Genomic DNA, 13,538 nt, shown 5'->3' with positions numbered 1-13,538 from the left:
TGGATGCTTTTGTTTGATAGAGAATGTTATCAGATTATAATTAGATTAAATAAATGAAAGAACACAGAATTAGGAGGCGCGTGGTGAAAGAAAATGATGTTATTTTAAAACGGCAATCAACTCAAATATTTTTTAAGAATGGTGATACGGATTTTTTCTTTAATTGGTTGTTAGGAATCGGTGAAATTTTTGGTTTCTCTCATGGAGAGCTTTATTATCTTGCTCAAAGATTGGGGAACTCACCAAAGCCTGATGACTGGAAAAATGTATTTTTATCGCATGTAAACTACCTTGAACAAGAAGCAAGTAATTCAGGATTGAGTGAACAAACAAAGGCGCAGTATTATCTTGCACAGACCTACTCACTTCGCTCGGCAATTCAGTTTACCGATCCATTTTCTGACGAGTATTTACCGACCGTTCGTCAAATGGAGAAGGTGTTTTCTAGTGCAATTCATTCACTAGGTGTACCGATTGAAAAACTAACTATTCCCTATCAGGGTTCTTACTTGCCTGGGTATTATCTTCATAGCGGCGATAATTGTCCAACGCTAATCATGATTGGTGGAGGTGATACTTATCGCGAAGATTTATTTTACTTTGCAGGATATCCTGGCTGGATACGAAATTATAATGTTTTAATGGTTGACCTTCCTGGTCAAGGGAGCAATCCTAGTAGAGGGCTGGTCTTTGATGTGGATGCTTCTATTCCAATTTCATTATGCATAGACTGGTTGGAAAATAGAAATCCTAAACTAAATTATTTAGCTATTTATGGTGTCAGCGGAGGGGGATATTTTACCGCACAAGCTGTCGAAAAGGATCCAAGAATTCATGCTTGGATTGCTAGTACCCCTATTTACGACGTTGCAGAACTTTTCAGAAAAGAATTTGGATCAAGTTTGAAAGCACCTAGTTGGTTAATAAATGCCATTTTAAAATTAGCTGGAAATTTGAATGAATCAGCAAATTTAAATCTTAAAAAGTATGCATGGCAGTTTGGTACTTCTGATTTTAAGAGTGCTATTGATGATGTATTTAACCATGCAAAGATTGTGGATTATCAAAAAATTCAATGCCCATGCCTGTTTATTATGGGAAAGGGTGAGGGTGCTGAACTGCAGCATCAAACTAAGGTAATTTATGAAGCACTTAAATCTAAAAATCAACAAACTAAACTTCAAGTATTTGAGGCGGAAAGTGGTGCGGACGCTCATTGCCAAGTCAATAATCTAAGACTCGCCCATAATGTCGTTTTTGATTGGTTGGATACTTTATTTGAATGGAATCAATCAAAGTTTTAGTTCTACTTATACCACTTAGATATATCTACCTTTTTACTGTTAGGGGCTACAAACTTATTTTACTTTAAGTAGCAAATTGGATAAATTCTCTACTGTTGATGGTAAGAGTAGGTTTTAGAATTTCAGTATTTAGTATTTGATGAAGTCTTTTCAAATAATAGATTTACTGAGTTATATTAATTATAGTTAAATAGTATTATTTCATTATTTACTAGGATTGTCCTCTGATTGGTATTAAGGGAAAATAGCTTTGAAAATTGGAATTTTGAAGGTAATATTCTTTTAATAATTAGTGCCTAAATTTCCCATAGTACCTGTATGATAGAAAAAGAAGCAATTTCATTTTCAGTAAAAGTCCATAAAATACTTGAAAAATTATCTAGAAGGTGATATAATACAGTCTTGTAAGGGTTATCACATATAATCCAAATAAGAAACAATTAAAGGAGAGTCAAACTATGGCTTCTAAAGATTTCCACGTAGTGGCAGAAACAGGTATTCATGCACGTCCAGCAACATTGTTGGTTCAAACAGCTAGCAAATTTGCTTCAGATATCACTCTTGAGTACAAAGGTAAATCAGTAAACCTTAAATCAATCATGGGTGTTATGAGTCTTGGTGTTGGCCAAGGTGCTGACGTTACAATTTCAGCTGAAGGTGCAGATGCTGACGATGCAATCGCTGCAATCACTGAAACTATGGAAAAAGAAGGATTGGCATAAGGAAAATGACAGAAATGCTTAAAGGAATCGCAGCATCTGACGGTGTTGCAGTTGCAAAAGCATATCTACTCGTTCAACCGGATTTGTCATTTGAGACTGTTACAGTCGAAGATACAAACGCAGAAGAAGCTCGCCTTGATGCCGCTCTACAGGCATCACAAGACGAGCTTTCTGTTATTCGCGAGAAAGCAGTAGGTACGCTCGGTGAAGAAGCAGCTCAAGTTTTTGACGCTCACTTAATGGTTCTTGCTGACCCAGAAATGATCAGCCAAATCAAGGAAACAATCCGTGCGAAGAAAGTGAATGCAGAAGCAGGTCTGAAAGAAGTAACAGACATGTTTATCACTATCTTTGAAGGCATGGAAGACAACCCATACATGCAAGAACGCGCAGCGGATATCCGCGACGTTACAAAACGTGTATTGGCAAATCTCCTTGGTAAAAAATTGCCAAACCCAGCTTCTATCAATGAAGAAGTGATTGTGATTGCGCATGACTTGACTCCTTCAGATACAGCTCAATTGGATAAAAACTTTGTAAAAGCTTTTGTAACCAACATTGGTGGACGTACAAGCCACTCAGCTATCATGGCGCGTACACTTGAAATTGCAGCAGTATTAGGTACAAACAACATCACTGAAATCGTTAAAGAGGGTGACATTCTTGCTGTTAACGGTATCACTGGTGAGGTTATTATCAACCCAACTGATGAGCAAGCGGCTGAATTCAAGGCTGCTGGTGAAGCTTATGCGAAGCAAAAAGCTGAATGGGCGCTCTTGAAAGATGCTAAAACAGTAACTGCGGATGGTAAACACTTTGAATTGGCTGCCAACATCGGTACTCCAAAAGACGTTGAAGGTGTCAATGACAACGGTGCTGAAGCTGTTGGTCTTTACCGTACAGAGTTCTTGTACATGGATTCTCAAGACTTCCCAACAGAAGACGAGCAGTACGAAGCTTACAAGGCTGTACTTGAAGGAATGAACGGTAAACCTGTTGTTGTTCGTACAATGGATATCGGTGGAGATAAGGAACTTCCTTACTTCGATATGCCTCACGAAATGAACCCATTCCTTGGATTCCGTGCCCTTCGTATCTCTATTTCTGAAACTGGAGATGCTATGTTCCGTACACAAATCCGTGCCCTTCTTCGTGCTTCTGTTCACGGTCAATTGCGTATCATGTTCCCAATGGTTGCACTCTTGAAAGAATTCCGTGCAGCGAAAGCAGTCTTTGATGAAGAAAAAGCAAACCTTCTTGCTGAAGGTGTTGCAGTTGCGGATAATATCCAAGTTGGTATCATGATCGAAATCCCAGCAGCAGCAATGCTTGCAGACCAATTTGCCAAAGAAGTTGACTTCTTCTCAATTGGTACAAACGACTTGATCCAATACACAATGGCAGCAGACCGTATGAACGAACAAGTTTCATACCTTTACCAACCATACAACCCATCAATCCTTCGTTTGATTAACAACGTTATCAAAGCAGCTCACGCTGAAGGTAAATGGGCTGGTATGTGTGGTGAGATGGCTGGTGACCAACAGGCTGTTCCACTTCTTGTCGGAATGGGCTTGGATGAGTTCTCTATGTCAGCAACATCAGTACTTCGTACACGTAGCTTGATGAAGAAACTCGATACAGCTAAGATGGAAGAGTACGCAAACCGTGCCCTTACAGAATGCTCAACAATGGAAGAAGTTCTTGAACTTCAAAAAGAATACGTTAATTTTGATTAATCGAAAAGTCCTTGCAACTCAGTTGCAGGGATTTTTTTAAAGAATTTTCAAGCTAATTTTTCTTATATAAAGTCCAATCTTGAGAAAGTTGTGGTCAGAACAAAAAAATACTTAACTGGTTCATAAAATTCTTGACAAGTTGCAAATTTAGGAGTAAACTATTAACCAGTTAATTAATAGAGAGGAGTTTCTGCAATTTAGAAATGAATTGCAAATAGAAATATTAAAAAAGAAAGAGAGTTTCGATGAAAATTAATAAAAAATACCTTGCTGGTTCTGCGGCAGCTTTAATTTTAAGTGTTTGCTCTTACGAGTTGGGACTGTATCAAGCCAGAACGGTCAAGGAAAATAACCGTGTGTCTTACGTTGATGGTAAACAAACTGCGCAAAAAACGGAGAATCTGACTCCTGATGAGGTTAGCAAGAAAGAAGGCATCAATGCCGAGCAAATCGTCATCAAGATAACAGACCAAGGCTATGTCACTTCACATGGTGACCACTATCATTATTACAATGGCAAGGTTCCTTATGATGCCATCATCAGTGAAGAGTTGCTGATGAAGGATCCAAACTACCAGCTCAAGGACGAGGATATTGTCAGTGAAATCAAGGGCGGTTATGTTATCAAGGTAGATGGAAAATACTATGTTTACCTTAAGGACACTGCACATGCGGATAATGTCCGTACGAAAGAAGAAATCAATCGGCAAAAACAAGAACATAGTCAGCATCGTGAAAGAGGGACTTCAGCAAACGATGGTGCGGTAGCCTTGGCACGTTCACAGGGACGCTACACCACAGATGATGGTTACATCTTTAATGCATCCGATATCATTGAAGATACTGGTGATGCTTATATCGTTCCTCATGGCGACCATTACCATTACATTCCTAAGAGCGAGTTATCAGCCAGCGAATTGGCTGCTGCAGAAGCCTTTCTATCTGGTAGAAGTGGCCAATCAAAGGCGCCTACTTATCGCCGTACCAATAACAACAGTGCTAGCAGCGATGTAGATAGATGGAGCCCATCCTATAATAACCAAGGCAGTGGCTATACGAACACGAACACATCTAACAACAGTAGTGACGATAGTCAAGCAAGTCAAAGTGATGAGGATATTGATAGCCTTCTGAAACAACTTTACGCCTTGCCGCTCAGCCAACGACACGTAGAATCTGATGGCCTTGTCTTCGACCCAGCACAGATTACAAGTCGAACAGCTAGAGGAGTTGCTGTGCCTCATGGGAACCATTACCATTTCATCCCTTATACACAGATGTCTGAATTGGAAGAACGAATCGCTCGTATTATTCCTCTACAGTACAGTTCGAGCCATAGGGTGCCGGATTCAAGACCAGAAGAACCAAGTCCACAACCGACTCCGGAACCTAGTCCAAGCCCACAACCTGCACCAACTCCTCAACCAACTCCAAGCAATCCAATTGATGAAAAATTGGTTAAACAGGTGATTCGAAAAGTAGCTGATGGCTATGTATTTGAGGAGAATGGAATCTCTCGTTATATTCCTGCCAAGGAACTTTCAGCAGAAACTGCAGCAGCCATTGATAGTAAACTAGCCAAGCAAGAAAGTTTGTCTCATAAACTCGGAGCTAAGAAAACCAACCTCCCATCTGGTGATCGAGGATTTTACAATAAGGCTTATGATTTACTAGCAAGAATTCATCAGGACTTACTTGATAATAAAGGTCGTAAAGTTGATTTTGACGCTTTGGATAAACTCTTGGAACGACTCAATGATGCTTCAAGTGATAAAGTCAAGTTGGTGGATGATATTTTGGCCTATCTAGCACCGATTCGTCATCCAGAACGTTTAGGAAAACCAAATGCGCAAATAGCTTACACAGATGATGAGATTCAAGTAGCCAAGTTGGCAGGCAAGTATACAACAGAAGATGGCTATATCTTTGATCCTCGTGATATCACCAGTGATGAGGGGGATGCCTATGTAACTCCACATATGACCCATAGCCATTGGATTAAAAAAGATAGTTTGTCTGAAGCCGAAAGAGCGGCAGCCCAGGCTTATGCTAAAGAGAAAGGTTTGACTCCTCCTTCAACAGACCATCAGAATCCAGGAAATACGGAGGCTAAAGGAGCAGAAGCTATCTACAACCGCGTGAAAGCAGCTAAAAAGGTGCCGCTTGATCGTATGCCTTACAATCTCCAACATACCGTGGAAGTTAAAAACGGTAGTTTAATCATTCCTCATTATGATCATTACCATAACATCAAATTTGAGTGGTTTGACGAAGGACTTTATGAGGCACCTAAGGGGTATACTCTTGAGGATCTCTTTGCGACTGTCAAGTACTATGTCGAACATCCAAACGAACGTCCGCATTCAGATAGTGGTTGGGGGAATGCAAGTGACCATGTTCAAAGAAACCAAAATGGTCAAGCTGATACCAATCAAACGGAAAAACCATCAGAGGAGAAACCTCGTACAGAAAAACCTGAGGAAGAAAAACCTCGCGAAGAGAAACCTCAGAGTGAGAAACCAGAATCTCCAAAACCAACTGAGGAGCCAGAAGAAGAATCACCAGAGGAACCAGAAGAACCTCAGGTTGAAACTGAAAAGGTTGAAGAAAAACTGAGAGAGGCTGAAGAGCTACTTGCAAAGATCCAAGACCCCATTATCAAGTCCAATGCCAAAGAAACTCTCACTGGCTTAAAAAATAACCTGCTATTTGGCTCCCAGGACAACAATACTATTATGGCAGAAGCTGAAAAATTATTGGCTTTGTTAAGGGAGAGTAAGTAGTTGTAACAACATTTTCTAACTCCTAAAAACAGGATAGGAGAACTAGAAAAGTTAAAATCGAAAATGAGAACAGAATGTAAGTTCTAGTTCTCATTTTTTTCATGAAAATATGTAAAATATCTTGACATATAGTGTAAATAAAGATAAACTATTTACTAGTTAATTAAATGGTTAAATACTAGTTAAGGAGTAATGATGAAAAAAAGAACATTTCTATTATTAGTGGCAAGTCTGCTGGTTCTTGTCTTAGGAGCATGTGGTCAAAAAGAAAAACAAGAAGCAAAAGGGATGAAGATTGTAACAAGTTTTTACCCAATCTATGCCATGGTAAAAGAGGTATCAGGGGACTTGAATGATGTACGGATGATTCAGTCAAGTAGTGGGATTCACTCCTTTGAACCGTCAGCAAATGACATTGCTGCTATTTATGACGCGGATGTCTTTGTCTACCATTCTCATACGCTCGAATCTTGGGCTGGAAGTCTAGATCCTAACTTGAAAAACTCAAAAGTTAAGGTTTTAGAAGCTTCTGAAGGAATGACGTTGGAGCGTGTACCAGGTTTGGAAGATGTTGAAGCTGGTGACGGTATCGATGAAAAAACACTCTACGACCCTCACACTTGGTTAGATCCAGAAAAAGCAGGTGAAGAAGCTCAGATTATCGCTGACAAACTTTCGGAGATTGATAGTGCTAATAAGGAAACGTATCAAAAGAATGCTAAAAACTTTATCGCTAAAGCCCAAGAATTGACTAAGAAGTACCAGCCTATTTTTGAAAAAGCGAGTCAAAAGACCTTTGTTACACAACACACAGCCTTTTCTTATCTCGCTAAACGCTTTGGTTTGAAACAACTTGGTATAGCAGGGATTTCCCCTGAACAAGAACCAAGTCCGAGACAACTAACAGAAATTCAGGAATTCGTTAAGACCTATAAGGTTAAAACCATCTTTACTGAGAGCAATGCTTCTTCTAAAGTCGCTGAGACCTTGGTCAAATCAACAGGAGTTAGCCTAAAGACACTCAATCCTTTGGAAGCTGATCCTGAAAATGACAAAACTTACTTAGAAAATTTAGAAGAAAATATGAATGTTCTTGCAGAAGAATTAAAATGAGGAAATTATGAAAATCAATAAAAAATATCTAGCAGGTTCTGCGGCAGCTTTAATTTTAAGTGTTTGTTCTTACGAGTTGGGACTGTATCAAGCTAGAACAGTCAAGGAAAATAATCGTGTTTCCTATATAGATGGAAAACAACCGAGTCAAAAGGCAGAGACTTTGACACCTGATGAAGTCAGTAAAAAAGAAGGCATCAATGCCGAACAAATTGTCATCAAAATTACTGATCAAGGCTATGTCACTTCACACGGTGACCACTATCATTATTACAATGGGAAGGTTCCTTATGATGCTATCATCAGTGAAGAGTTGCTGATGAAAGATCCGAATTATCAGTTGAAAGATTCAGATATTGTTAATGAAATCAAGGGTGGTTATGTGATTAAGGTAGACGGGAAATACTATGTTTACCTGAAAGATACGGCTCATGCGGATAATATTCGAACAAAAGAAGAAATTACTCGTCAGAAACAAGAACATAGTAGTAATCACGGAGGAGGTTCTAACGATCAGGCAGTAGTTGTAGCCAGAGCTCAAGGACGCTATACAACAGATGATGGTTATATCTTTAATGCATCTGATATCATCGAAGATACGGGCGATGCTTATATCGTTCCTCATGGTAATCACTTCCACTATATTCCTAAGAGTGACTTGTCTGCCAGTGAATTAGCTGCTGCTCGAGCCTTCTTATCTGGTAAAGGTGGTCAAACAAGCTCAGTTGGGTATCGTCCGTCTACAAATTCTTCTAGTAGCTCATCAGATGCATCGAATAGTAGTTCATATGGACAAACAAATCATAGTAAAGTTGAGACAAATATTAGAGGATGGGCTCCAAGTGTTAGCTCACAAGTGGATAATAGTTATCAAGAAAGTCCAAGTGAAGATGTATCTAGTCTCTTGAAACAACTTTATGCCTTGCCGCTCAGTCAACGACACGTGGAATCAGATGGACTTGTCTTTGATCCAGCGCAGATTACAAGAAAAACTGCGAATGGTGTTGCAGTGCCACACGGAGACCATTACCACTTTATCCCTTATTCTCAAATGACTGATTTAGAGCAGAAGATTGCAAGAATGATTCCGTTAAAAGGGCAATATGGATTAAATCAAATTGGTACAGATATTAAACCTTTAGTATCAAGAGAAGTAGTTCATAAGTTCTTAGGACAACCAATCAAAGCTTATGGAAAAGGTTTAGATGGTAAACCTTATGATACGAGTGATGGATATGTATTCAGTAAAGATTCTATCTATTCAGTTGATAAATCAGGCATTATAGCGAGACATGGAAATCATTTCCATTATGTGGGATTTGGAGAGTTAGAACAGTTCGAATTAGATGAAGTTAGCAAATGGATGAAGGAAAAAGGCCAACCTAATGAGAGTGTTATTCCTTCAGAGAATATGGATAACAAAGAAAAACCAAAATTTGATTCAAAAAAAGTGACTGGTAAAGTGACTAAAGATGGTAAAGTAGGCTATGTTCTTAAAGAGAACGGAAAAGAATACTTCTACTCTCGAGATGAACTTGATCTTACTCAAATTGCTTTTTCTGAACAAGAACTCATGCTTAAGGATAGAGATCATTATCGTTATGATATAGTAGACACAGGGATCAAACCAAGATTAGCTGTAGATGTCTCAAGTTTGCCGATGCATGCAGCGAATACTACCTATGATACTGGAAGTTCATTCATTATTCCACACATTGATCATATTCATGTTGTGCCTTACTCATGGTTAGAGCCTGATCAAATTGCGACTATTAAATATGTCATGCAACACCCTGAGGTTCGTCCTGAAGTTTGGTCTAAGCCGGGTCACGAGGATTCAGGTTCCGTTATTGCTAATGTGACTCCTCTTGAAAAACGCGCTGGAATGCAGAATTGGCAAATTATCCATTCTGCTGAAGAAGTTCAGAAAGCACTTAAAGAAGGCAAGTTTGCAACTCCTGATGGATATATTTTTGATCCTCAGGATGTATTGGCAAAGGGAACCTATATTTGGGCAGATAAATCTTTCAGTATTCCAAAAGCTAGTGGTGATTCATTGAGAAATATCAATCAGTCTGATTTATCAGATAAAGAGTGGAAACAAGCTCAAGAGTTGATTGCTAAAAGAATTAAAGAAAAAGAAACAACAAATGATTCTTCTAATTCACATCTAGTTTCTTCAGATAAGAAATCGGAAACAAAGAAAGATGCATCCGATTCAAATAAAGTCGATGAACAACCAAAGGATAATAAATCTCAAAATGAGGCAGATGCGACTAGCAGCAATCCTTCGGTTGAAAAAGACAAACCTAAAGCAGAAGAAAATAAAGAAGATGATTACGATGATATACCAGATTATGGATTAGATAAGGCCACTTTAAAAGATCATATAAATAAAATAACACAAATTGCTCAAATTGATTCTAAATACCTTATTTTTTCAGCAGAAGGAGTTCAGTTTTATAATAAGAATGGGGATTTAGTAACCTATGATATTAAAACTCTTAAGCAAATAAAACCTTAGAAGATTTTGACAAATAATCATCTAGTTGAAAGGATATTGTTCTATTATTGGATAGAATAATGTCCTTTTATTTGTTAATAAAAAGATGAAATTTCCTGTCTAAAAAATGAAGAAAGGATTCTTAAAGTAATAATTTGAGTCTCTTTCACTAAAAATCTTGACAGATAAACTTAAAAAAGGTAAACTATTTACTGGTTAATTAATTGGTTAAATAACCGGTTTAGGAAAACTGTTTAACCGAAAAAAAGAAGTTAAGAAATAGCTTCATCATTTATTGAAATGAGGGATTTATGAAATTCAGTAAAAAATATATAGCAGCTGGATCAGCTCTTATCGTATCCTTGAGTCTTTGCGCTTATGCATTGAACCAGTATAGATCGCAGGAAAATAAGGACAATAATCGTGTATCTTATGTCGATGGTAAACAAGACTCTCAAAAAACAGAGACCCAGACACCAGATCAAGTTAGCAAAAAAGAAGATATTCAGGCAGAACAGATTGTCGTGAAAATTACCGATCAAGGTTATGTGACATCACACGGTGATCATTTCCATTATTACAATGGGAAAGTTCCTTTTGACGCGATTTTCAGCGAAGAACTGTTGATGAAAGATGCCAATTATCAACTGAAAGATGCTGACATTGTCAACGAAATCAAAGGTGGCTACATTATCAAGGTGGATGGCAAGTATTATGTTTACCTTAAAGATGCGGCTCATGCTGATAATATTCGTACGAAGGACGAAATTGAGCGCCAAAAACAAGGTCATACTCATGATGCACCAACCTCTAACAGTGCAGTGGCGCTTGCTCAATCGCAAGGTCGCTATACCACTGATGATGGGTATATTTTTAATCCATCTGATATTATAGAGGATACTGGTGATGCTTATATCGTTCCTCATGGAGGACATTTCCACTACATTCCGAAGAGTTCCTTGTCTGCTAGCGAATTGGCAGCTGCTCAAACTTACCTCTCTGGAACTAGAAAGCAACCAACTGTGACTGACTATCGTCCAAACCAAAATGGAAGCAGTCAAACCACTAATCCAAGTCAACAAACCGAAACACCAAGCAAACCAGAAGAGAGCCTTCAGAGTCTATTGCAGCAACTCTATGCTCTTCCAAGTAATCAACGTTATGCTGAATCAGATGGCTTGATTTTTGATCCTGCTAAGATTTCAAGTAGAACGCCGAGTGGCGTGGCGATTCCTCACGGAAATCACTATCATTTCATCCCATATACAAAGCTTTCTGCATTGGAAGAAAAGATTGCGCGTATGATTCCTTTATCTAGCGACAGTGGGAAGCCAACACCTTTGGAAAATCCAAGCAAACCAGCAGAACATCCAGCTCAACCAGATCATCCTCATGACCAAGACGGTGACCATGGAAGTCAGGATACCAACCATGAAGACCATGACCACGATGGAGAGGAGCATGACCATCATCACGGTGAAGAACATGATCATGGTTTTGCAGCTGACCGTGTTATTAGTGAAGATGAGCAAGGGTTTGTAGTTTCTCATGGAGATCACGCTCATTATTTCTTTAAGAAGGACTTGACTGCAGCCCAAATCAAAGCTGCCCAAGATCACTTGAAAGAAAATCATCAGTCGCAGCACGTTCAACCACTTGCAAAGACTGTGGAAAGTTTCTCAAGAGATGCTAGCGATGAAGAAAAAATCAAGTATATCTCACAGACCTACGGAGTACCGCTTGAAGCGATTCGCATTTCAAATGGATTCTTTGTCTTTGGAAATCCGGATCAAGCTTATGATCCAACCCATATCCATCCCTATGCTGTTCGAAAAGAACATGTTCGTATTCCTCTCCAAACTGGAAATCCAGAACTGGATTTCCTAAATGAACTGTATACAACTGCCCTACGTGATGGGGTATCTCCTTATAGTTTACAGGTAGAAAGTGGTAGTTTTGTGATTCCTCACGGAGACCACAATCACTACATCAAGGTTCAAACTAAGGGCTATGAAGTAGCTTTGAAAAATAAGATTCCGGCCCTACAATCGACCTATCAACCTGGAGCATTTGATGAACAAACAGTTCTATCTAAGGTGGATCAACTTTTAGCAGATAGCAGAAGTCTCTACAAAGACCAGCCAATCATGCAGAGACGGGTTGAACTTGCTTTGGGGCAGTTCACCGAAAATATGAAAAAATTGGCAACAAACTCAACTGCTGGATATCTAACATCCTTGGATCTCTTTGATAAACAGTATATCCATGTGGATCAAAGTGTGGCACCGGTTGAAACTTCACCTTTAGATAAGAAGTACCAAGCCCTTGTAGATAAGATCAATACACTGGATACAGATACTTATGGCTTGCCTAAGAAAGATCTCTTAGTACATTTGCAGGAAGCAAAACTAGCACAGGATGAGACAGAGTTGACTGCGATTGAAGCGAAACTGCAGGCCTTGCAAAATTTCCGAGATCGGACAGGGGTTACAACAGTAGAGTACATCAAGTACTTCTACGAACATGTGTCTGATGGTCGTTTGAGAGAAGAACTTCGGAACCGTGTTGCCAAGTTGACATGGGAACTTTACCAGTCACAATCTTTCCTCAAAGCAACCGACTTGAACAAGTTATTCCCAACTATTTACCAAACTAAGTTAGAAGTAGAAGAAGCTCTCAAAGAAGAACCCGTTTCTACAAAAGTTGGTAAGACTATTCTAGATACGGAAAAAGTAGATAGTCAAACTGCTAAGACCGCCATCTATGAATTCCTAAAAGAACTCTACGGTGATTTTATGCCAGAAGAGCGGGTTAGTCATGTTAAGAAGGAAGAAGTGGATGCTCTCCTAACTAAAGCTGCTCAACTCCTAGCACGTGTCAAAGAAGATGGTGTCAAACAATCCCTAGCTGAAGAAGCAGCTAATATCAAAGCGGCTACTGAAAAGGAAAATGCAGACCTTGACGAAGCTAAAACACAACTTGAGGATCTCTTGAATCGTATTGCAGCGACTATCCAACGAGAGAAAAAAGAAGCAGAACAAGATCCACAAACGGTGATTATCTACCAAAAACTCTATAATATCTTGCTCTCTCTTCACAAGTACTTAGAGGATAACAAAGGATCCGATGCTGACTTTGAACGTGTTGATGGCCTATTTGATCAACTTGCAGCCAAAAGTAGTGATAAAGAAGGCCTCCTCACTCTAGCTAAAGAAATCATTAGCTTGAACCAGGAACTCCGTTCAAAAGCAAGTAAAACTGATAGCCAATCTAAGTCTGAGAAAGACAGTGAAACAGCTGCTTCTAAACCAACAGAAAAGCAAGCGCAAAGTGAGTCTGAGACAAGTGCTCAACCAAATGAATAAAAAGAAAGG

Annotated in this window: 7 protein-coding genes; all 7 read left to right on the top strand. The window is 39.1% G+C overall.

The window, feature by feature from the left end:
- The first annotated feature begins 83 nt into the window (after positions 1 to 83).
- Positions 84 to 1,304, top strand: a complete 1,221-nt coding sequence (locus MK395_RS03750) for an alpha/beta hydrolase family protein (protein ID WP_000661897.1) — start codon at positions 84 to 86, stop codon at positions 1,302 to 1,304.
- 458 nt (positions 1,305 to 1,762) lie between these two features.
- On the top strand, positions 1,763 to 2,026 hold the full coding sequence (locus MK395_RS03745; protein WP_000146948.1) for a phosphocarrier protein HPr: 264 nt from the start codon (positions 1,763 to 1,765) through the stop codon (positions 2,024 to 2,026).
- 5 nt (positions 2,027 to 2,031) lie between these two features.
- Positions 2,032 to 3,765, top strand: a complete 1,734-nt coding sequence (ptsP, locus tag MK395_RS03740) for a phosphoenolpyruvate--protein phosphotransferase (RefSeq protein WP_049489689.1) — start codon at positions 2,032 to 2,034, stop codon at positions 3,763 to 3,765.
- 245 nt (positions 3,766 to 4,010) lie between these two features.
- Positions 4,011 to 6,548: a pneumococcal-type histidine triad protein gene (locus MK395_RS03735; RefSeq protein WP_268711302.1), complete on the top strand. Its 2,538-nt coding sequence runs from the start codon at positions 4,011 to 4,013 to the stop codon at positions 6,546 to 6,548.
- Positions 6,549 to 6,743: 195 nt separating this feature from the next.
- Positions 6,744 to 7,661, top strand: a complete 918-nt coding sequence (locus MK395_RS03730) for a metal ABC transporter substrate-binding protein (RefSeq protein WP_000747424.1) — start codon at positions 6,744 to 6,746, stop codon at positions 7,659 to 7,661.
- Between the two features lie 7 nt (positions 7,662 to 7,668).
- Entirely contained in the window at positions 7,669 to 10,185 is a 2,517-nt protein-coding gene (locus tag MK395_RS03725; protein ID WP_049518622.1) for a pneumococcal-type histidine triad protein, read from the top strand.
- A 290-nt stretch (positions 10,186 to 10,475) separates the two neighbouring features.
- Complete coding sequence (locus MK395_RS03720; protein ID WP_049518623.1) at positions 10,476 to 13,529, top strand: pneumococcal-type histidine triad protein; 3,054 nt, start codon at positions 10,476 to 10,478, stop codon at positions 13,527 to 13,529.
- Positions 13,530 to 13,538 lie beyond the last annotated feature (9 nt).

This window comes from Streptococcus oralis (genome assembly GCF_026782085.1).
Lineage (GTDB): Bacteria > Bacillota > Bacilli > Lactobacillales > Streptococcaceae > Streptococcus > Streptococcus oralis_DA.
This window is presented reverse-complemented; position numbering and strand designations above follow the sequence as displayed.

Excerpts from the sequence above, each read along its gene's own strand:
- MK395_RS03745 (WP_000146948.1), top strand. The coding sequence starts at position 1,763 with ATGGCTTCTAAAGATTTCCACGTAGTGGCAGAAACAGGTATTCATGCA.
- ptsP (WP_049489689.1), top strand. The coding sequence starts at position 2,032 with ATGACAGAAATGCTTAAAGGAATCGCAGCATCTGACGGTGTTGCAGTT.
- MK395_RS03735 (WP_268711302.1), top strand. The coding sequence starts at position 4,011 with ATGAAAATTAATAAAAAATACCTTGCTGGTTCTGCGGCAGCTTTAATT.
- MK395_RS03730 (WP_000747424.1), top strand. The coding sequence starts at position 6,744 with ATGAAAAAAAGAACATTTCTATTATTAGTGGCAAGTCTGCTGGTTCTT.
- MK395_RS03725 (WP_049518622.1), top strand. The coding sequence starts at position 7,669 with ATGAAAATCAATAAAAAATATCTAGCAGGTTCTGCGGCAGCTTTAATT.
- MK395_RS03720 (WP_049518623.1), top strand. The coding sequence starts at position 10,476 with ATGAAATTCAGTAAAAAATATATAGCAGCTGGATCAGCTCTTATCGTA.